The organism is Yersinia rohdei ATCC 43380 (assembly GCF_000173775.1).
Classification (GTDB): domain Bacteria; phylum Pseudomonadota; class Gammaproteobacteria; order Enterobacterales; family Enterobacteriaceae; genus Yersinia; species Yersinia rohdei.
Window position 1 is genome coordinate 1 of sequence record NZ_ACCD01000026.1, and the last position, 22,212, is coordinate 22,212.

Genomic DNA, 22,212 nt, shown 5'->3' on the forward strand with positions numbered 1-22,212 from the left:
TTTATTCAACAAAACCATGTTCAATTTACAGATGCTACTGAGGCAGTGATTAATGGCTATTTTTGCTATCCACAAGATCCGCAGTATTATAACTTTTTAGGGGAATCTGAGGTTGGTGATGCGAGATATTTAACATTTTATGAAAAAAAGCCTGATTACGCTAAGGCTATACTACGAATTCCGGATGAATAATATATTAATATATTGACATTAAACTTGGGTTTGGAGTAAAACAATTGGCTAAATTTTAAATTTAAGATCGTAAAATGATAAAACAAAAGAATGTGAGTTACGATTATACAATATGTGATTTTTTATCACTCGTATATTTGGGATTGCCTGTTTTTATTTTCTTTGCTTGTTTTGCTAAAGTGTGGATAGGTTTTTCAGCTATAATTATTTTAAGTTATATTCTATATAAAGTAATAAAAAAAACGCAATGGAAGCTGGATGGTAATATTAAGTTATTATTCTTGGTGTTTGCTATATCTTCTATATGGGTGTTATTGTCAGGTGGGCTGTTTGGGGTAAGTCAAAATTATGATTGGATAAAACACAATGCCATTTTAAATGTTTTATCTCATAATTCATGGCCTGTAAACACTGAGGATGGGAATATGAGGTACTATCTTGGATGGTATCTTACTCCTGCATTAGTGATGAAGCTATTTAATGGTAATGGCGGGATATTAATTTCATCTATATGGTCGTTAATTGGCGTTGTGCTTTTCTTTTGGGGGGTGGTTTCAAACATAAAATCAAAATTAAATGCCTCTATTGTTATATTTGCATTTATATTTTTTAGTGGTGCCGATAATATTGGATACCTGATAACTAAATTTCAGGTTGATCTCCCTTTACATTTTGAATGGTGGGCGGGGTGGATTGAATATGCATCGAATACAACATCTTTATTCTGGGTGCAACAACATGCGATTCCAGGATGGATAGGAATTACAATTCTTTTAAAAAGATTAGATAGTAATAACCTACAAGGCGGTTTGTTGGCGATGTTATTAATATTTATTGCTTTTTGGTCCCCTTTTGTCGCCGTGGGTTTGTTGCCATTTGTTTTGCCAATTCTTAGTAGATTTGGGTTGTATAAATCAATAGTTAATATTGAAAATATAATTGTTAGTGTGGTTGTTGGGCTTCCAATAGTATTGTACTTGCTGTCTAATACTGGGGAGATTATAAGTGGTCCGATCTGGAGTAATAGGTGTACAATAATTCCAAATTCACCTTGTTTTACTATTAGTAGCTTCTTCCTTTTTCTTGCACTTGAAATTGGTGGGGCTGTATTGGTTATGCTTACGTGTAAGACAAATATACCAAAAAGTTTTCTTATAATTTCCGTCGTGTCACTTTGCTTAATTCCTTTATATAAGGTTGGGCCACTCAATGATTTTGCTATGAGGGCATCTATCCCAGGGATAGCTGTGCTTGCTCTAGCTTGTGGTAAAGCATTAGTTTACACAAATTGGCCGAAAAAATTGATACCATTACTAGTTGTTTTAATTGGTATAGGTATTCCTCTAGGTGAGATGTATAGAGGAATATTTATTTTAAAAACAGACTTTGAAAAAGCAACGATTAAAGATCTAACTGGTGGTAATGAAATTTTCTTACAACAGTATTTTACTGAAAAATCAATTTGGGTACTGCGTGATAGTAAATAAAGAGTTGTGATATGTTTTTTCAGTAAAATTGCGCATATCATCTCTTACAGAAATAAGGTACAAAACCGGGCTTAATTCACTTACCCGAATCACTTAACTCTGTAAGCTCAACGGGATTCGCTCATTTGCCGCCTACCTGCGCCTTGAAATCTATTGGGTATGCTATGGATATATTTCAAGTCGCAGTGGTGTTGGCTGCTTTCACTTACCCGAATCGCTTAACTCTGTAAGCTCATCGGGATTCGCTCATTTGCTGGGGGTCACTTAGGCTCAAGAACATAAGTAGGCGCAGGAAAATAAGAGTGCAAACCAACCAACACACCATTAAGGTTATTACGCGGTCACTATAATGGCCACACGGCGGTTTTCTGCCCGGCCTTGAGCCGTTTTATTATCGGCCGCCGGCTCTAATTCCCCTCGGCCACGGACATCAATTCTTGCCCGTGGAATACCACTGGCCGACAGCGAATCTGCAACGGCTGCCGCCCGCTGGTATGACAATTGCTGGTTATAACCGTCTTCGCCAGTTGAGTCGGTATGACCATCAACTCGTAAGTGGTTGATGCCAACATTGTGTAATGCCCGGCCAATGCTCTCTACAGTTTGTTTGCCCGTAGAGTTTAATTCTCTGATATCAGTGTCAAATAACACTTTATTAGCTAACCCAAATTCCCAGCCATTATCCGTTAATTTAAAACCTTGCTCCTGTAAAGCTGCAATTTGTTCTGCTGTCAGCCCTGATGGTTTAGCCTGGCAGCCCGCGAGCGCCAGCAGGCAAAGAGCAATAAAGCCCATCCAAAGGGGATGGTTATGGTGATTCCTTGTTAAATGCATGTCACTTACCCTGTCTTTTCTGTATGAGTGAAGCCAGCATGTTGAACAGTGCCTCGTCCACATGGTTGAAAACCTTTTTTCGCCTGATACATGGCTTCATCTGCCCGTCGTAATAATTCGTCCGGCGTTTGTGCATGGTCAGGGTAAATTGCAATTCCAATGCTGAGTGAGGTGATTATTTCACTGCCATTCGGCAGTATTATTGGCTGAGCCATACTGTCGATAATATTGTCGGCAATGGTTAACACATCGTCAGTGTTATAAATAGGGGCCAGTAATATCGCAAACTCATCACCACCCAGACGGGCCACTAAATCGGACTCACGCAGCAGGGCGCGAATACGGTCAGCAATGGTGGTGAGCACAATATCGCCTGTTGCATGGCCATAGTTGTCATTGATGTCTTTAAAGCGATCGCCATCGAGAAATAAAACCGCGGCGTGTTCTTTGGATTTACACTCTTTAAGTGTCCGAATTAAGCGGCCCTCAAAGAAGGCGCGGTTTGCCAAACCGGTCAGGCTATCATGGGCTGCGCGGTGGGCGAGTGAGTCATTCTCCAGTGTTAAGTTTCTTTGCCAAACTTCCAACTCTTCCAGCAACCCATTGAAGTCATTGCTTAGCTCATTTAGCTCGGCGATTTGTGCCGAGGGAACGCGTTGACCAAAACTGCGGTTGCGGCTGACATTATGAGCCACCTCAGTTATGCGATTCAGTGAGCCGATGATGCCAAAAAGCATGCGGCGTGACAGGTAGAGTGCCACCACACAGCTAAGAATCAGGCAAACCAGTAGGCCTGCCAGCCCTTGTAGCAGGAAACGCAGCAGGCTACCGCCATGACCGGCAATGATTATTTTGCCAATTTCATTACCGGAATGAATTACTGGAACCACCACCGGTTCAGGCAGTGCCCAGCGGGCAGCACTTCTCTCCAGGAAATGAAGCGGGCCGCTCTCAGGGAGTGTCCAGCTGGCGACCTCCCGGCCATTTTTGTCCAGAATTTTGGCCTGTTCGACTTCTTCATTTTTAGCAATGAGAGCCAAAGATTCATTGGCGGCCATTGTGTCACCAAAAACAACTGCGGCTTCAGTGGTATAGCTGATAGAACGCGCGATCAAATGCAGGTTATGCTCAGCATAAACTCTTAAGGCGAACAGGGCGGCTAATGTCAGGAAAATACCTGCTGTAACCACCGAAACTATTGCCACGGTTAAATGTATTTTGCCCAAGACTCGACCCAGAGTAGGGAGTTTTACTGCCTGGGCTTGATTCCGTTCAGCGGATTTATTTTTTGTTGAATTCATAATGCGTCAGCCTTTTTACGGGCAAGTTGCAACACACTGGGGTGCACTTTCACCCCACTGCGTGCTAATGCATCCATATTAACTTTGAAAGAGGCTTGCTTATCTTCCAGTAGCAGACAAAAGGCACTGCCCAAAGTGCATTCGTCGTAATCTTCACTGATGGTAAGAACTGGGTGTTGGGATAATTGAACCGCCAGCTCTTGGCGATGTTGCTCGTCAATAAGGCCCAAATACGCCACATCACAATTGTCCGCTATTGCGAAATTGGGCAATGAATAACGCTGGGTGTAAATAGGATGTGTGGTTTCCATTAATGCTGGGTTAAATAATTCTTCTGCATATTGTGTTGGTGCAACAACACACAAACGAATGATTTTCGGTGCCACTGGCCAGCGCGAATAACTGATAATGCCCAACACCATTTTTGCGGCGGCATCACTGCGCTCATGCACCTGCTCTTCACTGAGATTATTTGCCGCCAGTAAAGGCCATGAGGCGAATAATATTGAAAAAAATAACAAAGTGTAAGCACCGGCTCGCCAGACACGCCGCCATATCGTCCGTTTTCGCGGATAATAATACTTATCATCACTGACGCCATTAATTGCGCAAGGTATTGTGTTCATTTTTGCGCTTCCTATAGGGCGAGTTAATTGCTGCGGCCAATGAATAAATCATCTCTATTATAAGATTTAATTGATGCAATAATAGTCATGGTATCGGCAATATGCGATTTATCTTAAGTCCGATTTTTAACAAATAAAAAAACCCGACTTATTAGCCGGGTTTATGTATCTAACTGAATGAAATCAGTCAGGATTTTTTATGCGCGTTTGAAGCGCCCTATGACCCACTTCTCAACTTCGACGATCAGGAAGATGGCGATAGAGACCAGCAGAGTGATGCCCCAATAATAAGCCGGTAATGGCTCGGTACCGAAAGCAGTATTCATAAATGGCAGATAGATAATGGCTAACTGCAACAGGATTAACACGCCAGAAACTAACCATAGCCCTTTGTTAACAAAGACTTCTTTGTTTAATGGGAATCTGTCCATCACACGGCAGTTAAACATATAAATCCACTGGGCGGTCACCAGGGTTTGCATTAACACGGTGCGGATAAATTCAGTGCTGTAACCGCGCGGTTCCATATAGGCTTCCAGGGCGAATGCGCTACAGGCAATCAAGGTGCCGACAAAAGCAATGCGCCAGATGGCATGGCCATCTAATACATGCTTGGACGGGTCACGAGGATTGCGGCGCATAATGCCTCTTTCTGCCGGTTCAAATGCTAAACCGAAGGACAGCGTGGTAGAGGTTGCCATGTTTATCCAGAGGATTTGCAATGGCGTCAATGGGATAACCGCACCCACCAGAATGGCAAAGATAATCAATAACCCTTGCGCCAGGTTGGTCGGCAACACAAACAGAATGGTTTTCTTCAGGTTATCGTAGACTCGGCGGCCTTCTTCAACCGCACTGGCGATGGTGGCGAAGTTATCATCTGACAGCACCATATCGGCGGCTTCTTTTGTCACCTCGGTGCCCTTGATACCCATGGCGATACCCACATCGGCCTGTTTCAGCGCCGGAGCATCATTGACGCCATCACCGGTCATCCCGACGATTTCACCTTTCTCTTGCAAGGCTTTGACCAGACGCAGTTTATGTTCTGGGCTAGTACGGGCAAAAATATCATAACGAACAGCAGCTTCCGCCAGCTGTGCATCATCCATATGCTCCAATTGGCCACCGGTAATGGAGTCTTTCCCATTACCTATCCCCAGCATGGCACCAATCGCCATTGCGGTTTCCTGATGGTCACCGGTTATCATTTTCACGCGAATACCGGCTTGCTGACAGGTGGCAATGGCATCAATGGCCTCTGGACGAGGTGGGTCCATCATGCCCGCTATGCCAACAAACACCATGCCTTGCTGGATGTCACTGTGGTCTAGCTCGCTGACGGCCTGCTCGGTCGGGCGGAAAGCCGCGGCGACCATGCGCAAGCCCTGTTTAGCATAGCGCGCCATCTCTGCTTCCCAGTAATCACGGCGGAATGGCGCAAAGCCGTTGTCCGTCAGTTCTTGCTGGCAGAAGGTGAACAGCACATCAGGCGCGCCGGTCAGGAAGATACTGTTTTCAGACTCAACTTGATGGCTGGTGGCCATGTATTTATAAGCTGAATCGAAAGGAATTTTACCCTGTTGCACCACTGGGCCAAGTTCAATGCCGGATTTGGCCGCCAACACTTTCAGCGCACCTTCCGTCGGGCCGCCGGTAATCGTCCAATGGCCTTGCTCGTTCTTTTGAATTTGGCTGTCATTACAGAGGTTTACTGCAGTGATAAAGGTCTTTAATGGCCCTGCCAGGGTGGCTTTCTGGTCACTGCCCTCAGGATAAATATTGCCGACCGGCTCGTAGCTTTCGCCTTCTACACGGTAGCAATGCTCTGCCAAAATCACCGCTTTGACGGTCATTTCATTCATCGTCAATGTACCGGTTTTATCGGAACAGACGACGGTCATGGCACCTAAGGTTTCTACCGTTGGCAGCTTGCGAATAATAGCGCGGTTGCGCGCCATCGCCTGCACACCCAAGGACAGAATAATTGAAATAATAGCCGGCAAGCCTTCAGGAACTGAGGCCACAGCCAGACTGATTAAGGCTAGCAGCAATTCATTGACTGGCAGGTCGCGCAAGATAAAGGCGAAGACGAACAAGAAGGCCATCATCACCAAAATCAGAATGAAAATGGCTTTGCCCAGCCTATCCATCTGTTGCAATAGCGGGGTGCGGGTGGCTTCGACCGCCGACATCATTTGGTTAATATGACCCAATTCGGTATCGCCACCACTGGCAATCACTAAACCTTTCGCGGTGCCAGCACTGATGGTGGTGCCCGAGAACAACAGGTTTTTGCGATCACCAATAACGGATTCGTTTTCAATAACGCCGGTTTGCTTCTCAACCACAGTGGATTCACCGGTCAAGATAGCTTCTTCAATCTGGAGGTTGTGGGCTTCCAGTAATCGAAGGTCGGCTGGAATCTTATCCCCTGGTTTTAATGTGACAATATCTCCCGGGACTAAATTCTGCGCATCAATAGTTTGTGCGCTGCCATTACGGATAACCACAGCTTTACTGGAAAGCATATTTTGGATGCTTTTCAGTGACTTCTCGGCTTTATTTTCCTGAACATAGCCAATTAAGGCATTAATAACAGCCACGCAAAGGATAATAATAGTGTCAACAGAGTGGCCCATTAGGCCTTTGACTAATGCTGCAGCTAAAAGAATGTAAATCAGAACATCATTAAAATGTGCTAAAAACTGAAGCAGGGGATGCTTACGTTTTTGGGCGGGTAGTGCATTGGGACCGTATTGTTTAAGACGTTCTTCCGCCTCTTGTGGGGTTAAACCTTCTTCGCGGCTATTTAAATGCTGCAAAGATTCTTCCGCAGTAAGCTGATACCAGGCCCTGCCCTCTGGGGGTTTCGCTCCGGGTGAATGGTTTGATGAGTTTTGCATTGAAAGAACCTTCTTAAAAATTAATAAATCTGAAATTTATCCATTTAATCTAATTATCGAGCTATGGGGCAGAGAAAATGACCTTCTTTCTTCCTTGAAAAAATCCTGCTCCTTAATTATTTGATTTTTATTAAAAGACAAAAAAATGATTCTGAATGATATATTTACATCAACATAGTTATATTAAGCAAGGATAGTAGATTTTTATCAAAATAGTGTCTTGATCTGAGATAATAAAGTCGAAACATTGAGTGATTAATGACGGGTAACTCAGTGAATAATAAGTAATTACTCGGTAAACTATTTTGTCCGCTATCTTTTTAACTTTCTGGAATTGAAGCCATCATCCAGGAATATTAATTTTCCCTTTGTATTGACACGTGTAATCGCTAGCTATCAGGTGAAACTCTTAGTTAGTATGTCCTGCGCCGGAACTAATTATGACTATGCTAATCAGAAGTTGCGGTAAGTGAAATGCAGTAGCCAACAACCAGTGAGGAAAAGGCAGTATGAACAAGTGGCAATATCTGGCGATTGGCGTGTGTCTGGTGACGACTTCAGGAGTGGCATTCGCAGACTCTATTGATGCCCAACGGCAACGCTATCAACAAGTTAAACAAGCTTGGGACAGCAATCAGATGGATACTGTCGCGCAACTGATGCCTATGTTGCGTGATTATCCTCTGTACCCGTATCTGGAATACCGCCAGTTAACTCAAGATTTAGGCCAAGTGAGTGCGGCCCAAGTGAACGATTTTCTGAGTCGTAACCCCACATTGCCGCCCGCACGTTCGCTGTCATCCCGTTTTGTTAATGAACTGGCTCGTCGCGAGGATTGGCGTGGGTTATTGGCTTTCAGTCCGCAAGCACCAAAACCGGTTGCTGCCCGCTGTAATTATTACTATGCAAAATGGGCAACTGGCGAACAGCAAGTCGCCTGGGACGGGGCCAGTGAGATCTGGCTCAATGGTCAGTCGCTACCGGGTAGCTGCGATAAATTATTCAGTGTCTGGCAACAAGCCGGGCATCAAACACCACTGGCAACTCTGGCCCGTATGAAGTTAGCGCTTCAAGAGGGCAATGCCAGCTTGGTGAGTTTCTTACTCAAACAATTGCCAGCCGATTATCAAACCATGGGGACGGCGCTGGCGAAATTGCAAAGTGATCCCGCCAGTGTTGAAAGCTTTGCCCGCACGGTGGGGCCAACAGATTTTACCCGCTCAGCGACCATTATTGGCTTTACCCGGCTGGCGCGTCAGGACGTAGAAAATGCGCGCGCGATGATCCCAAGCTTGGTGCGGCTACAAAAAATGAGTGACAGCGAGAAGCTGGAGCTGGAAGAAGCCGTCGCCTGGCGCTTAATGGGCACTGATGCCACTTATGACCAAGCTAAATGGCGAGATCAAGTCACCTTACGTAGCCACTCCACGCCATTGCTGGAGCGCCGTATTCGCATGTCTCTGGGCAGCGGTGACCGCCAGGGGCTGGCAACCTGGATGGCCCGCCTGCCAGCAGAGGCACAAAACAAAGATGAGTGGCGTTATTGGCGTGCTTCACTGTTATTAGATCAAGGCAAGAAAGCTGAAGGCGAAGCTATCTTGCGCAGTCTGATGCAGGAGCGCGGCTTTTATCCTATGGTTGCAGCCCAAAAATTGGGGGTGGCGTACCCCATCAATGTTGAGGTTGCGACTAAACCCGATGCTTCACTGACGCAGCGGCCAGAAATAGCCCGAGTGCGCGAGTTAATGTATTGGAATATGGATAATCTGGCCCGCAACGAGTGGAGTTATTTGGTTGCCAGCCGCAGTAAACCTGAGCAGGAAGCATTAGCGCGCTATGCCTTTAACCAAAAATGGGCGGATTTGAGTGTTCAGGCAACCATCGTGGCCAAATTATGGGACCATCTGGAAGAGCGCTTCCCACTGGCATGGCCGAAAGAATTCCATCAGGCAACAGAAGGGAAAGGAATCACCCCAAGTTATGCGATGGCCATTGCTCGTCAGGAAAGTGCCTGGAACCCGAAAGCACAATCTCCGGTAGGTGCGGCAGGTCTGATGCAAGTGATGCCCCGGACTGCGGAACATACCGTCAAACTGAATAACATCCCAGGTTATGTCAACAGCAGCCAGCTGCTTGACCCTATCACCAACATCGAGATAGGCACCAGCTATCTGGAAGAGGTATATCAGCAATTTGGCCGCAACCGTATTTTATCCAGTGCCGCCTATAATGCCGGCCCATCACGGGTCAACACCTGGCTAGGAAACAGTGGCGGGCAAGTAGATGCCGTGGCATTCATCGAAAGCATTCCGTTCTCAGAAACCCGAGGCTACGTGAAAAATGTACTGGCCTACGATGCTTTCTATCGTCATTTTATGAATCGCCCAGCGAAGGTGCTGAGTGATGCTGAGTGGCAGCGGCGCTACTGATCCCCTGCGTCCTTGGCGCTGCGGCGGTGTTAGCTGCGCTCGCGCCCCCGGGATTTGCTCGCTGGCTGCCTTTGGTTCTGGGCTCCGCAGAGGATAGCCTTGAACTTGAAGCTGTAGAGAGTTAACTGCGGCTTCAAGTGCTTTGGCTATATCTGGCCTTATGTTATCCTAAGTACTAGTTAAATAGTACTTAGGGTCTATATCATGACAACACCGCGATTCACCGAATCTAATCTGTCGGCTGATGAAGAAAACCTGCCTGATATCCACCATCCAATTAACAGCGCACAAGCTCCTGACCCAGCGTTATCCCCTGAAGATAACCAACATTGGTTGAGTTTTGTTGCGCTGTTACAAAATGCGATTGCGCAAGATCTGCATTTGCCACTCTTGCAATTGATGCTGACACCGGATGAACGCACGGCTCTTGGTACTCGTGTGCGTATCATTGAGGAGTTAATGCGCGGGGAATTAAGTCAGAGGGAACTGAAAAACCAATTGGGTGCCGGTATCGCCACTATCACTCGTGGTTCGAATAGCTTGAAAACCGCCCCACCAGAGCTGAAAAACTGGCTTGAAGAACAGTTGCTTTCAAACCAGCCGTAATCGCCCCTCCGTTGGGCAAACTTTAATCTTGCTGCACTGGGCGCTGGTAAATTTCATTATGAAAAGGAACCAGTGCCAGCAGCAGTGCCTGGTGGTAAACACCGGTTCGGGTCAATTTCCCATCGGTAAAAATCCCAATAGCACCGCCCTGATGCTTTACATTCGAAATTCCGGTTAAATCTGCCATTTCGTCGCCCAGCTCACGGCCTTGGCGAATCCCTTGCAATATAATCTCGGGCAGCATCAAACTGGCAGAACGGGATTCTCCCCGCAACTGTAAGTGTTCAATTACCATCCATGCAAAGGTCATATTATCTTCAATACCGGCTTCTACCCCGACCCAAAAATCAGCCTCAGGGCGCATCTGACGTGCATTACTCACTCGTTGTCTGGCACCAGTGCGTGTCTCAACGCTGCCTATCGGTTGCGGAGAGACGCCACTTTCGACATTAACACCTTCGATGCGATATTGGCTGGGGCCATAAACGTCGTCAAATGCGAGGCTGATAGCCTTAATCTTTGCAGGGTTGGTAGTTGCAGCAACAACATGGTACATAGTAAGTCTCAGTATTTTTAAGAATCTATATCCGTCATCTTCAAGGTGTAGGGTTGCTAGCCAAATAAAACAACTAAATAAGTGATATTGATTGTTTTTATAGGCGGCTTCAGTTGTTGACCCAACTCTGAATCTACTGGGTATAGTGAAGTGGATTGAGTTTTTATTTCACGCAGTATAACGGAAAAATGACATGTTACAGGTATATCTCGTGCGCCACGGCGAAACCGTATGGAACGCCTCGCGCCAGATCCAGGGCCAATCAGACAGCCCTCTGACCGAGGTCGGTCAACGTCAGGCACATTTGGTTGCGCAACGCGTTCGTAACCAAGGTATCACGCATATTATCACCAGCGACCTTGGGCGCACGCAACAAACAGCACAAATCATCGCCGATGCTTGTGGGCTAAACATAGTAACAGACCCACGGCTGCGCGAGCTGGATATGGGGGTGCTGGAAACACGTCCGATTGAAAGCTTAACGCCAGAAGAAGAGCAATGGCGCAAACAGATGGTCAACGGGACTGAAGGCGGCCGAATTCCTCAAGGGGAGTCGATGGCAGAGCTGGCGTGGCGGATGCGTGCAGCACTGGATAGCTGTTTAGAGCTTCCTGCGGGCAGTAAGCCGCTATTAGTCAGTCATGGTATGGCGCTGGGATGTTTATTAAGTACATTACTGGGTTTGCCCGCTCATGCCGAGCGGCGGTTGCGGTTGCGTAACTGTTCACTATCCCGTGTTGATTATCAGGAAAGCCCGTGGTTGGCTTCTGGCTGGGTGATTGAAAGTGCTGGCGATACCGCGCACTTGGATATGCCAGCACTTGATGAGCTACAGCGCTAGCGCCTGATCGGAATCAGATATTCACACTTCAATAGAGTCGGAGGCCCTTCTTTTGGCCTCCCCTGTGGAAAGAATCGCTCAATATCGTATCCACATCTGCGGGTCAATTCTAACTGTGGTAAGCAGGTGCCATACAGTGTCAGGATAAAGTTCTGCAATCCATCCAGTGGCCCTTCATAGCAAAACTGTGCGTATTCGCCACCTTGTAAAATAACCGGCTGCCCTTCCTGCACATTGCTCGGCACATGTTGTGGCTCAATTGCCGTGGTGTAAAAAATCTCTTGCTCATCATCTTTCTCCTGATTAGGGCGGGAGTGATGTAAGCCATAGAGCACGGGTGGCAATTGATCGGCATTACCAAGATACTGTTGCCAGAAATTAGTCCGAAATTCAGCACGGTAGGTTGAAATTTGCTCAAGTGTACAAGAGTAACTTTGCGTCAGGCCCACCAGGTGCTGTTCTGGTAAAGTAACAAATTCAGGCTGCGGTAAAGTATATTCCCCCAACCGAATAGGCGGACAGATCCCCGCTGAATGCCAATCTTCAGACCGGCGGTACAACGCAGGTGTTTGCGCAAACTGTTTCTTAAAGGCGCGGGTAAAGGTTTGCTGCGAATCAAAGCGATATTGCAGGGCAATATCCAGAATAGGTCGACTGGTTAATCGTAATGCGACAGCAGCTTTAGATAGCCTTCTGGCACGGATATAAGCACCGATAGCATTCCCGGTGACATCCTTGAACATTCGCTGTAAGTGCCATTTCGAATAACCTGCTTTGGCAGCGACATTGTCCAATGCTAAAGGCTGGTCTAAATGGCTTTCTAGCCAGCTAAGCAAATCACGAATGATACTGGCTTGATCCATAGATCTTCCTCGTAAAGCGGCCTAAATTTAGGGTGTTAGTCATATCAAAAGAATAGCTCTGGCGCATAGTAACAACTTTTTATGTTTCCGACTGCTTAAGAATTTAGGGGTGTTCTGTGCTAAAAAGGTTTCTAAGATTTATAAAGTAGCTTTTTAACCACTGTTTTATTTCAAATAAAAATATTTAATGTTGAATACTATTATTCAGCGACATAGGAGTAAGTGTATGAAAAAAAGCTGGATATTCCTTGGTTGTCTACTTTCTTTAGGGTCAATAGGCGTCCATGCAGAGGAAATTGGCTCAGTCGATACAGTATTTAAATTGCTTGGGCCAGACCATAAAATCGTGGTTGAAGCTTTCGATGACCCTGACGTTAAAAATGTAACTTGTTATATCAGCCGGGCAAAAACCGGTGGTATCAAAGGTGGGTTAGGGTTGGCGGAGGATACGTCTGATGCGGCTATTTCTTGCCAGCAAGTAGGGCCAATTGAGTTAAGCGAGAAGATTAAGAATAGAAAATCTGAAGGCTCTGTTGTGTTCCAGAAGCGGACATCACTGGTGTTTAAAAAGCTTCAAGTGGTTCGTTTTTACGACCCGAAACGTAATGCTTTAATCTACCTGACTTATTCCGATAGGATTGTTGATGGTTCGCCGAAAAATGCGATAAGCGCGGTGCCAATAATGCCGTGGCGTGAGCAGTAATAGAAAGATAAAAGCCAGCATATAAATGCTGGCTTTTTAGGGCAAATAGCTGGCCGAGGTTTACTCTTCCAGGTCACCACAGAAACGATAACCTTCACCGTGGATAGTGGCGATGATTTCAGGGGTGTCTGGCGTAGACTCGAAATGCTTACGAATACGACGGATAGTCACGTCAACAGTACGGTCATGTGGCTTCAGCTCACGACCGGTCATTTTCTTCAGCAATTCGCCACGGGATTGGATCTTGCCCGGATTCTCACAGAAGTGCAGCATGGCACGGAATTCGCTGCGTGGTAGCTTATAATGCTCACCAGCAGGGCTTATTAGTGAGCGGCTATTGATATCCAGCTCCCAGCCATTGAATTTATAGCTCTCAACCAAGCGGCGTTCTTCGCCGACGCTACCCAGATTCATTGTGCGTGATAGCAGGTTACGCGCCCTAATGGTTAATTCGCGCGGATTGAAAGGTTTGGTGATGTAATCATCAGCGCCAATTTCCAAGCCAAGGATCTTATCTACTTCGTTATCACGACCTGTCAGGAACATAAGGGCAACACTTGCTTGTTCACGAAGTTCTCGTGCTAGCAACAGGCCATTTTTGCCCGGCAGATTAATGTCCATGATAACTAAGTTGATATCATTCTCAGACAAGATGTGGTGCATTTCTGCGCCATCATTGGCCTCATGAACAACATAGCCTTCCGCTTCGAAAATGCTCTTCAGGGTGTTACGAGTAACTATCTCGTCTTCTACTATCAGAATGTGCGGGGTCTGCATGTTTGCTACCTAAAATTGCCAACAAAATAGAAATAGGAAGTACAGAAGTCTTTGTTATATTAGGATTTTTATTGACTTGTTGCTTGTCATCCTGCTCATCACATGACTAAAGTACGTAAACGCGTTCTTGATGCACTTTCCATCAACGTCAACAACATCACTAGCTCGGTCGGGGTGTTACTCCCTACAGCCCCAAAGGCGACAAAAGCGGCGCATATCCTAACCCTATTAACAGCAATATAACAGTGTGAGCCGAATCTACCACCCAACAAAACTACGCTTTGTTGACATATATCAAATTCAATTGTAGCACGTTAACACTTTTGTGAAAAAGACTTACAAGAATACCAGCTTAAGCGACAGTGGGTTAAATTAAGTGATCGATTCAGTGTTATTAATATTAAAAATTGAGTGTCAGACGTAACAAAAATATCACTTTCCTAATCTATTGATTTTTATTGTTTAAAATCAATATTCTTTCGACATAAAGCCCGTGGCACTATTTTTGTTGTCAGCGGCCTATTTCGGCCAAAAGCATAAGAATAATTATCATCAATGTTGGTTAAATGTAAAGCAAGGTGAGAAAGATTTCATTTTTGTTGCGTTTAAAATCATTTGAACAAATAACTAGCGGGAGTATGACTATTTTGCCCTTTATTTGAATTTCATCTTGCAGATTGAATCAATATGTCTGGCTGCGTATTTTTGTCATTAAGTTAAAAAAAATTCGTGCAGCGTATTATAGCGATTAACGATTATTTTGTGGTTTTATTCTCTAATGTTTTGGCGGGATTTTGATTCTCACTCTCTGGGAACCCTTGCTTAATTAGCATATTACCCATTATCAGTTAGTTGGTTTTTTTTGCTGTTTCGGATGAAAAAGTTTGACTTGAGGGGACGATTGCTTTAACCAATAGAGGGAGAGCTTAATTTATGAGACAGACAGACGAAATGCGATACATCAGCCTGAATACAACAATTATTACCACCACCGAAACCACAGGTTACGGGGCGGGCTGACGCGTACAGGAACAACAGAAAAAAGCCCGCACCTAGACAGTGCGGGCTTTTTTTTTCAATCAAATCTTTGCAAAAAAAGTTTGCGATAAAAAACGCGAAAGCGGGAGAGAACCAGAAATGCGAGTGCTGAAATTTGGCGGGACATCAGTAGCAAATGCAGAACGCTTTATGCGCGTTGCCGATATCATTGAAAGTAATGCGCGTCAGGGGCAAGTGGCCACGGTATTATCCGCTCCCGCTAAAATTACCAATCATCTGGTCGCGATGATCGACAAAATGGTTGCCGGGCAAGATATTTCGCCGAATATCAGTGATGCAGAGCGGATTTTTTCCGAGCTGCTGAGTGGGTTGGCTAAAGCGCAACCGGGTTTTGACTACGATCGTTTGAAAACGCTGGTTGCGCATGAGTTCGCACAACTCAAACATGTCCTGCACGGGATTTCATTGCTGGGTCAATGCCCGGATAGCATTAATGCCGCCATCATCTGCCGTGGCGAAAAACTGTCCATTGCTATAATGGAAGCGCTATTCCAAGCCAAAGGTTATGCAGTCAGCGTGATTAATCCAGTTGAGAAATTGCTGGCTCATGGTCACTATCTTGAATCCACTGTTGATATCACTGAATCTACCCGCCGGATTGGTGCAAGTGCCATTCCTGCTGACCATATCATCCTGATGGCCGGTTTCACCGCCTGCAATGACAAAGGTGAATTGGTGGTGCTGGGGCGTAATGGTTCGGATTATTCTGCTGCTGCACTGGCGGCATGTTTACGGGCTGATTGTTGTGAAATCTGGACTGACGTCGACGGCGTTTATACTTGCGACCCACGGGTGGTACCTGACGCGCGATTATTAAAATCGATGTCATATCAGGAGGCCATGGAGCTTTCCTATTTTGGCGCTTCAGTTCTTCACCCCCGCACCATCGCCCCTATCGCCCAGTTCCAAATCCCTTGCCTCATAAAAAACACCTCGAACCCACAAGCACCCGGCACCTTGATTGGCGGTGAAAGCAATGATGATGGTTTCCCGGTTAAAGGCATCACCAACCTGAATAATATGGCGATGATTAACGTTTCAGGCCCTGGAATGAAAGGGATGGTCGGTATGGCCGCCCGGGTCTTTGCAGTCATGTCGCGTAGCGGTATTTCAGTGGTGCTTATCACCCAGTCATCGTCGGAATACAGCATCAGTTTCTGTGTGCCTCAGGGGGAGTTGTTCCGCGCGCGCAGAGCCTTGGAAGATGAGTTTTATCTGGAGTTAAAAGATGGCCTGCTGGAGCCATTGGACGTCATGGAGCAGCTGGCCATCATTTCTGTGGTTGGCGATGGCATGCGCACGTTGCGTGGGATCTCAGCCCGCTTCTTCTCGGCGTTGGCCCGCGCCAACATCAATATCATTGCTATCGCGCAAGGTTCATCAGAGCGCTCTATTTCGGTGGTGGTCAGCAATGATGCGGTCACCACGGGGGTGCGGGTTTGTCACCAAATGCTGTTCAATACCGACCAAGTCATTGAAGTCTTTGTTATTGGTGTTGGTGGGGTGGGCGGCGCATTAATCGAACAAATCTATCGTCAACAGCCGTGGTTGAAGCAGCGCCATATTGATTTGCGCGTGTGTGGGATTGCCAACTCGAAAGCTATGCTGACCAATGTGCACGGCATTGCGCTGGATAACTGGCGTAACGAGCTGTCTGAAGTAAAAGAGCCGTTTAACTTGAGCCGCCTGATCCGTTTGGTGAAAGAGTATCACTTACTAAACCCGGTCATTGTCGATTGTACGTCCAGCCAGGCCGTAGCGGATCAATATGCAGATTTCCTGGCCGATGGCTTCCATGTTGTTACGCCAAATAAGAAAGCCAATACCTCGTCGATGAATTATTACCGTCAGATGCGTGCTGCGGCGGCAAAATCTTGCCGTAAATTCTTGTATGACACCAACGTGGGCGCGGGCTTGCCGGTCATCGAAAACTTACAGAACTTGCTCAATGCAGGTGACGAACTGATGCGCTTTACGGGCATTTTGTCCGGCTCACTGTCATTTATTTTCGGTAAGTTGGATGAGGGAATGACCCTGTCAGAGGCCACATTGCAGGCCAAAGCGATGGGATATACCGAACCTGACCCGCGCGATGACCTTTCTGGGATGGATGTCGCCCGTAAATTGTTGATCTTGGCCCGTGAAGCAGGGTACAAACTTGAGTTGGCAGATATCGAGGTTGAGTCAGTTCTGCCAGCAAGCTTTGATGCATCCGGTGATGTCGACAGCTTCCTTGCCCGCTTGCCATCACTCGATGCGGAGTTTACTCGCCGAGTGGCGGATGCGGCAGAAGAAGGCAAAGTTCTACGTTATGTTGGGGTTATCGAAGAAGGGCGCTGTATTGTCCGGATGGATGCTGTTGACGGTAACGACCCGCTGTACAAAGTTAAAAATGGTGAGAATGCGTTGGCTTTCTACACCCACTATTATCAGCCAATCCCGTTGGTACTTCGCGGCTATGGCGCGGGTAATGACGTAACTGCTGCCGGGGTATTCGCCGATCTTTTACGCACATTATCATGGAAGTTGGGAGTTTAAATATGGTTAAAATCTATGCTCCGGCATCGATTGGCAATGTCAGCGTGGGCTTTGATGTTCTGGGTGCTGCGGTTTCGCCGATAGACGGCACTTTGCTGGGTGACTGTGTCAGTGTGACCGCGGCCGATAGCTTCAGTCTGCGCAATGAAGGCCGTTTTGTCAGTAAGCTGCCAGATGACCCGAAACAGAATATTGTGTATCAATGCTGGGAGCGTTTTTGTCAGGAAATTGGCCAAGATATCCCGGTGGCGATGGTGTTAGAAAAGAATATGCCGATTGGCTCGGGGCTTGGCTCCAGTGCCTGTTCGGTGGTCGCCGGTCTGATGGCGATGAACGAGTTTTGTGGCAATCCATTGAATAAAAATAGATTGCTTGAGCTGATGGGCGAGTTGGAAGGGCGGGTATCCGGCAGTGTCCATTTTGATAATGTTGCACCGTGCTATTTGGGCGGGATGCAGCTGATTCTTGAGCAGGACGATTATGTTAGCCAAAACGTCCCCGGTTTTGATGATTGGCTGTGGGTTATGGCGTATCCGGGCATCAAAGTTTCAACTGCTGAGGCGCGGGCCATTTTGCCCGCTCAGTATCGTCGTCAGGATTGCATCACTCACGGGCGTAATGTCGCCGGATTCATACATGCCTGTCACACCCAGCAGCCAGATTTGGCCGCTAAAATGATGAAAGATGTTATTGCTGAACCCTACCGCACCCAATTGCTGCCTGGCTTTGCAGCGGCCCGCCAAGCTGCGCATGATATTGGCGCTCTGGCCTGTGGTATTTCCGGTTCCGGCCCAACACTGTTTGCGGTGTGCAATGATAAAGAAACCGCACAGCGCATGGCGGGCTGGCTACAAAATCATTACCTGCAAAACGATGAAGGTTTTGTTCATATTTGCCGCCTGGACACCGCAGGCGCACGACTACTGGGATAACGTATGAAACTGTATAACCTTAAAGATCACAACGAGCAGGTCAGTTTCGCGCAAGCGATCAAACAAGGGCTGGGTAAGCAGCAAGGGCTTTTCTTCCCGCTGGAATTACCTGAGTTTGAACTGACTGAAATAGACCGATTGCTGGATCTGGATTTTGTGACGCGCAGCAGCCGCATTCTGTCGGCATTTATTGGCAATGAAATTGCCCCTGAGGTTTTAACCAAACGCATTCAAGCAGCATTTGAATTCCCAGCACCAGTCGCGCCAGTGGAGAATGATATTTCGGTATTGGAGCTATTCCACGGCCCAACCTTGGCATTTAAAGACTTCGGCGCACGTTTTATGGCGCAAATGCTGGCAGAAGTGGCCGGCGAGCAGCCTGTCACCATCTTAACCGCGACTTCCGGCGATACCGGCGCAGCTGTGGCCCATGCATTTTACGGTCTGAAAAACGTGCGGGTGGTCATCTTGTATCCACGGGGTAAAATCAGCCCACTGCAAGAAAAACTGTTCTGTACCCTGGGCGGTAATATTCACACCGTGGCGATTGATGGCGATTTTGATGCTTGTCAGGCGCTGGTAAAACAAGCTTTTGATGATGAAGAATTAAAGCAAGAACTGAGTCTTAACTCGGCTAACTCAATCAATATCAGCCGGTTACTGGCACAAATTTGCTATTACTTTGAAGCGGTAGCTCAACTGCCACAGGAAGCACGTAATCAACTGGTTATCTCGGTGCCAAGTGGTAACTTTGGTGATTTGACGGCAGGTTTACTCGCCAAATCTTTAGGTTTGCCGGTAAAACGCTTTATTGCCGCCACCAATGCTAATGACACTGTGCCGCGTTTCCTGGTGAGTGGCGAGTGGCAGCCGAAACAGACTGTCGCGACGCTATCGAATGCGATGGATGTGAGCCAACCGAATAACTGGCCACGTGTTGAAGAACTTTACCGCCGTAAAATCTGGCAGTTGAAGGATTTGGGCCAGGGTGCGGTTAGTGATGAAGTGACCAAAGACACCATGCGCGAGCTAGCCGAACTGGGTTATATCTCTGAACCTCACGCTGCTATTGCTTATCGTGTGCTGCGCGACCAATTGCAGGATGGCGAATTTGGCTTGTTCATCGGGACAGCACATCCGGCGAAATTCAAAGAGAGCGTAGAAGAGATTCTGGGCCAAGAATTGCCGTTGCCAAAACCACTGGCTGTGCGCGCGCAATTACCTTTGCTATCCCATAATTTATCAGCGGATTTTGCAGAATTACGCACTTTCTTGATGGCGTTACCAAAGTAACTTGTGACTGATGAAAAAGACAAAAGGGCCAAAGTTGGGCCCTTTTTACTCTTGTTTAGTGCTGTTCAGCGCGTTTAAATACCAACTCGTTTTTCGCCGATAAGCCAGAATCAAACTCATAACCTTCTAGATTAAAATCAATCAGTTGTTCTGGTTTGGTTAACTTGTTTTGAATGATAAAACGGCTCATCAGCCCCCGAGCTTTTTTAGCATAAAAACTGATAATTTTATATTTACCGTTTTTCTCATCTAAAAAGACCGGCTTAATCATGGAACCTGCCAATTTGGCTGGTTTTACCGCCTTGAAATACTCATCAGAAGCCAGATTAATCAGCACATTATCGCCTTGTTGCTCCAGTGCCTGATTCAGTTTCTCGGTTATCTGGTCACCCCAGAATGAATAGAGATCTTTACCGCAAGGGTTAGCCAGCTTAATTCCCATTTCCAGACGATAAGGTTGCATCAAATCAAGCGGGCGCAACACGCCGTACAGGCCAGAAAGCATACGCAGATGCTGTTGGGCAAAATCAAAATCAGCCGCACTAAAATCTTGTGCCTGCATCCCGGTGTAGACATCACCTTTAAAAGCCAAAATCGCCTGACGCGCATTATCTGGGGTGAAATCAGGTTGCCATTCACTGAAGCGCGCCGCATTTAGCCCGGCAAGTTTGTCGCTAATCCCCATCAGACTGCTGATTTGTGCGGGCGTCAGCTCACGACAAATCTCGATAAGCTGTTGTGACTTATCCAACATTTCAGGCTGAGTAAACTTTTTAGTCGCTAGCGGACTTTGAAAATCGAGGGTTTTGGCTGGGGAAATTATAATAAGCATAACGACATCCTGTTTATCCAGATAACACACTGTAGCAAAAAGCACACGCCAGCCAAAAAAAGATTGGACGATTGCTAAGATAGGTAGGCCACTTTGGCTATAAAGTATATAGTTTGGCTAAATCGTCTCAGCACTACAATAATGGACGAAGTTGCTATTAATCTACCGGTTTCCTGCTGTTTTAAAAGCCGAAAACGGTTGCGAAGTGAAGACTGCCTGTTTGCGCTTTTTTTAATCAGTTTAACTGCCTTGCGCCAAGGCTGCTGCATGTTATTATCAAGACAAGGCAGGGCTTCGAAATAGTTAATAATGAGAAATGGCTAACATGCCAAAACAGATGATTTGCCATTTCGAACGTGTTAAAAAGTTGCAACATGCCAAAAGTTCATGCACAAACGACGAGAAACGACAACATGACCGATAAACTTACTTCCCTACGTCAAATCACCACTGTAGTAGCAGATACTGGGGATATCGCGGCAATGAAACTGTATCAGCCGCAAGATGCAACGACTAACCCGTCGCTTATTCTGAATGCTGCTCAAATTCCTGAATACCGTAAACTTATCGACGAAGCTATTGCTTGGGCGCGCGAACAAAGTAGCGATAAGGCTCAGCAAGTTGTTGATGCAACAGATAAACTGGCTGTAAACATTGGTTTGGAAATTCTGAAGCTGATCCCTGGCCGTATTTCTACCGAAGTTGACGCCCGTCTGTCCTATGACACTGTTGCCAGTGTGGCAAAAGCTAAGCGCTTGATCAAAATGTATGGCGATGCGGGTATCAGCAAAGACCGCATTCTGATCAAACTGGCTTCTACCTGGCAGGGCATCCGTGCCGCTGAGCAGTTAGAGAAAGAAGGTATCAACTGTAACCTGACTCTGCTGTTCTCCTTCGCTCAGGCGCGTGCTTGTGCTGAAGCGGGCGTTTACCTGATTTCACCTTTTGTTGGCCGTATTCTTGATTGGTATAAAGCCAATGGCGACAAAAAAGAGTTCGCACCTAACGAAGATCCAGGTGTTATCTCCGTGAAAGAGATTTATCAGTATTACAAAAAACACGGTTATAAAACTGTGGTGATGGGCGCAAGCTTCCGTAATATTGGTGAAATTATCGAACTGGCTGGCTGTGACCGTCTGACTATTGCTCCAAGTTTGCTGAAAGAACTGGCAGAAAGCGAAGGCGCTCTGGAACGCAAACTGGCTTATACCGGTAAAGTTGAAGCTGCGCCAGCGCCGCTGACCGAAGCCGAGTTCTATTGGGAGCATAACCAAGACCCAATGGCGATTGATAAACTGGCTGATGGCATTCGTAAATTTGCTATCGACCAAGGCAAACTTGAGAAAATGATCTCAGACTTGCTGTAATTCCTATAGCTTGCGGTAATTGATTACCTACAGTTATTTGGCGAAAAGGTGGCGTAAGCCGCCTTTTTTA

Annotated in this window: 20 protein-coding genes and 1 other annotated feature; of the genes, 12 read left to right on the forward strand and 8 right to left on the reverse strand. The window is 46.5% G+C overall.

The window, feature by feature from the left end; all coding sequences use genetic code 11:
- Window positions 1-192, forward strand: a 192-nt coding sequence (locus YROHD0001_RS0118420) for a hypothetical protein (protein ID WP_032817597.1), incomplete at its 5' end; no start/stop codon positions are given.
- Between the two features lie 74 nt (window positions 193-266).
- Window positions 267-1,679, forward strand: a complete 1,413-nt coding sequence (locus YROHD0001_RS04025) for a hypothetical protein (RefSeq protein WP_004715906.1) — start codon at window positions 267-269, stop codon at window positions 1,677-1,679.
- Between the two features lie 333 nt (window positions 1,680-2,012).
- Here YROHD0001_RS04025 and yfiB read toward each other — a convergent pair whose 3' ends face one another.
- From yfiB to YROHD0001_RS04005, 4 genes are all read right to left on the reverse strand, one after another.
- Window positions 2,013-2,474: an outer membrane lipoprotein YfiB gene (gene yfiB, locus YROHD0001_RS04020; RefSeq protein ID WP_004715907.1), complete on the reverse strand. Its 462-nt coding sequence runs from the start codon at window positions 2,472-2,474 to the stop codon at window positions 2,013-2,015.
- Window positions 2,475-2,518: 44 nt separating this feature from the next.
- Entirely contained in the window at window positions 2,519-3,814 is a 1,296-nt protein-coding gene (gene dgcN / locus YROHD0001_RS04015) for a diguanylate cyclase DgcN/YfiN (RefSeq protein ID WP_042542331.1), read from the reverse strand.
- The gene (yfiR, locus tag YROHD0001_RS04010) at window positions 3,811-4,440 is read right to left on the reverse strand and encodes a regulatory sequestration protein YfiR (RefSeq protein WP_004715909.1); all 630 of its coding nucleotides are present in this window, start codon (window positions 4,438-4,440) and stop codon (window positions 3,811-3,813) included. The genes dgcN and yfiR overlap by 4 nt, the downstream gene beginning before the upstream one ends.
- Window positions 4,441-4,637: 197 nt before the next feature.
- Entirely contained in the window at window positions 4,638-7,346 is a 2,709-nt protein-coding gene (locus YROHD0001_RS04005) for a cation-transporting P-type ATPase (protein ID WP_004715910.1), read from the reverse strand.
- A 509-nt stretch (window positions 7,347-7,855) separates the two neighbouring features.
- Between YROHD0001_RS04005 and sltY the strand changes: the two genes are divergently transcribed.
- Window positions 7,856-9,775, forward strand: coding sequence for a murein transglycosylase (gene sltY, locus YROHD0001_RS04000; protein ID WP_004715911.1), 1,920 nt, complete (start codon window positions 7,856-7,858; stop codon window positions 9,773-9,775).
- 204 nt (window positions 9,776-9,979) lie between these two features.
- The gene (gene trpR / locus YROHD0001_RS03995) at window positions 9,980-10,381 is read left to right on the forward strand and encodes a trp operon repressor (protein ID WP_004715912.1); all 402 of its coding nucleotides are present in this window, start codon (window positions 9,980-9,982) and stop codon (window positions 10,379-10,381) included.
- Between the two features lie 22 nt (window positions 10,382-10,403).
- On the opposite strand, the gene yjjX is transcribed toward trpR, so the two are convergent.
- Complete coding sequence (yjjX, locus tag YROHD0001_RS03990; RefSeq protein WP_004715913.1) at window positions 10,404-10,937, reverse strand: inosine/xanthosine triphosphatase; 534 nt, start codon at window positions 10,935-10,937, stop codon at window positions 10,404-10,406.
- 193 nt (window positions 10,938-11,130) lie between these two features.
- On the opposite strand from yjjX, the gene gpmB reads away from it, so the two are divergent.
- On the forward strand, window positions 11,131-11,778 hold the full coding sequence (gene gpmB / locus YROHD0001_RS03985; protein ID WP_032817601.1) for a 2,3-diphosphoglycerate-dependent phosphoglycerate mutase GpmB: 648 nt from the start codon (window positions 11,131-11,133) through the stop codon (window positions 11,776-11,778).
- On the opposite strand, the gene robA is transcribed toward gpmB, so the two are convergent.
- Window positions 11,775-12,641 (reverse strand): MDR efflux pump AcrAB transcriptional activator RobA, encoded by an 867-nt coding sequence (gene robA, locus YROHD0001_RS0118425; RefSeq protein ID WP_032817604.1) that lies wholly within the window; start codon window positions 12,639-12,641, stop codon window positions 11,775-11,777. The two genes, gpmB and robA, sit on opposite strands and share 4 nt — an antisense overlap.
- A 226-nt stretch (window positions 12,642-12,867) precedes the next feature.
- Here robA and creA point away from each other — a divergent pair, with 226 nt between their 5' ends.
- Complete coding sequence (gene creA / locus YROHD0001_RS03980; RefSeq protein ID WP_004715916.1) at window positions 12,868-13,344, forward strand: protein CreA; 477 nt, start codon at window positions 12,868-12,870, stop codon at window positions 13,342-13,344.
- Window positions 13,345-13,404: 60 nt separating this feature from the next.
- On the opposite strand, the gene arcA is transcribed toward creA, so the two are convergent.
- On the reverse strand, window positions 13,405-14,121 hold the full coding sequence (gene arcA / locus YROHD0001_RS03975; RefSeq protein WP_004706052.1) for a two-component system response regulator ArcA: 717 nt from the start codon (window positions 14,119-14,121) through the stop codon (window positions 13,405-13,407).
- 102 nt (window positions 14,122-14,223) lie between these two features.
- Between arcA and yjjY the strand changes: the two genes are divergently transcribed.
- From yjjY to thrC, 5 genes are all read left to right on the forward strand, one after another.
- Window positions 14,224-14,364: a YjjY family protein gene (gene yjjY / locus YROHD0001_RS20765; protein WP_004715917.1), complete on the forward strand. Its 141-nt coding sequence runs from the start codon at window positions 14,224-14,226 to the stop codon at window positions 14,362-14,364.
- Between the two features lie 708 nt (window positions 14,365-15,072).
- On the forward strand, window positions 15,073-15,141 hold the full coding sequence (gene thrL / locus YROHD0001_RS19770; RefSeq protein ID WP_002231504.1) for a thr operon leader peptide: 69 nt from the start codon (window positions 15,073-15,075) through the stop codon (window positions 15,139-15,141).
- Window positions 15,080-15,197 (forward strand) — a sequence feature (Thr leader region). Its footprint overlaps the gene before it by 62 nt.
- A 61-nt stretch (window positions 15,198-15,258) precedes the next feature.
- A complete protein-coding gene (gene thrA / locus YROHD0001_RS03965) occupies window positions 15,259-17,718 on the forward strand; it encodes a bifunctional aspartate kinase/homoserine dehydrogenase I (protein WP_004715919.1) in 2,460 nt (819 codons plus the stop codon).
- Between the two features lie 2 nt (window positions 17,719-17,720).
- Window positions 17,721-18,650 (forward strand): homoserine kinase, encoded by a 930-nt coding sequence (gene thrB / locus YROHD0001_RS03960; RefSeq protein ID WP_004715920.1) that lies wholly within the window; start codon window positions 17,721-17,723, stop codon window positions 18,648-18,650.
- A gap of 3 nt (window positions 18,651-18,653) precedes the next feature.
- Window positions 18,654-19,943 (forward strand): threonine synthase, encoded by a 1,290-nt coding sequence (gene thrC, locus YROHD0001_RS03955; protein WP_004715921.1) that lies wholly within the window; start codon window positions 18,654-18,656, stop codon window positions 19,941-19,943.
- A gap of 55 nt (window positions 19,944-19,998) precedes the next feature.
- Here the strand turns inward: thrC and yaaA are convergent, their stop codons facing one another.
- Window positions 19,999-20,775 (reverse strand): peroxide stress protein YaaA, encoded by a 777-nt coding sequence (gene yaaA / locus YROHD0001_RS03950; RefSeq protein ID WP_032817606.1) that lies wholly within the window; start codon window positions 20,773-20,775, stop codon window positions 19,999-20,001.
- A 413-nt stretch (window positions 20,776-21,188) separates the two neighbouring features.
- On the opposite strand from yaaA, the gene tal reads away from it, so the two are divergent.
- Window positions 21,189-22,142, forward strand: a complete 954-nt coding sequence (tal, locus tag YROHD0001_RS03945) for a transaldolase (protein WP_004715923.1) — start codon at window positions 21,189-21,191, stop codon at window positions 22,140-22,142.
- Window positions 22,143-22,212 lie beyond the last annotated feature (70 nt).

Coding starts and splice junctions, on each gene's coding strand:
- YROHD0001_RS04025 (WP_004715906.1), top strand. CDS start 267: ATGATAAAACAAAAGAATGTGAGTTACGATTATACAATATGTGATTTT.
- yfiB (WP_004715907.1), bottom strand. CDS start 2,474: ATGGGCTTTATTGCTCTTTGCCTGCTGGCGCTCGCGGGCTGCCAGGCT.
- dgcN (WP_042542331.1), bottom strand. CDS start 3,814: ATGAATTCAACAAAAAATAAATCCGCTGAACGGAATCAAGCCCAGGCA.
- yfiR (WP_004715909.1), bottom strand. CDS start 4,440: ATGAACACAATACCTTGCGCAATTAATGGCGTCAGTGATGATAAGTAT.
- YROHD0001_RS04005 (WP_004715910.1), bottom strand. CDS start 7,346: ATGCAAAACTCATCAAACCATTCACCCGGAGCGAAACCCCCAGAGGGC.
- sltY (WP_004715911.1), top strand. CDS start 7,856: ATGAACAAGTGGCAATATCTGGCGATTGGCGTGTGTCTGGTGACGACT.
- trpR (WP_004715912.1), top strand. CDS start 9,980: ATGACAACACCGCGATTCACCGAATCTAATCTGTCGGCTGATGAAGAA.
- yjjX (WP_004715913.1), bottom strand. CDS start 10,937: ATGTACCATGTTGTTGCTGCAACTACCAACCCTGCAAAGATTAAGGCT.
- gpmB (WP_032817601.1), top strand. CDS start 11,131: ATGTTACAGGTATATCTCGTGCGCCACGGCGAAACCGTATGGAACGCC.
- robA (WP_032817604.1), bottom strand. CDS start 12,641: ATGGATCAAGCCAGTATCATTCGTGATTTGCTTAGCTGGCTAGAAAGC.
- creA (WP_004715916.1), top strand. CDS start 12,868: ATGAAAAAAAGCTGGATATTCCTTGGTTGTCTACTTTCTTTAGGGTCA.
- arcA (WP_004706052.1), bottom strand. CDS start 14,121: ATGCAGACCCCGCACATTCTGATAGTAGAAGACGAGATAGTTACTCGT.
- yjjY (WP_004715917.1), top strand. CDS start 14,224: ATGACTAAAGTACGTAAACGCGTTCTTGATGCACTTTCCATCAACGTC.
- thrA (WP_004715919.1), top strand. CDS start 15,259: ATGCGAGTGCTGAAATTTGGCGGGACATCAGTAGCAAATGCAGAACGC.
- thrB (WP_004715920.1), top strand. CDS start 17,721: ATGGTTAAAATCTATGCTCCGGCATCGATTGGCAATGTCAGCGTGGGC.
- thrC (WP_004715921.1), top strand. CDS start 18,654: ATGAAACTGTATAACCTTAAAGATCACAACGAGCAGGTCAGTTTCGCG.
- yaaA (WP_032817606.1), bottom strand. CDS start 20,775: ATGCTTATTATAATTTCCCCAGCCAAAACCCTCGATTTTCAAAGTCCG.
- tal (WP_004715923.1), top strand. CDS start 21,189: ATGACCGATAAACTTACTTCCCTACGTCAAATCACCACTGTAGTAGCA.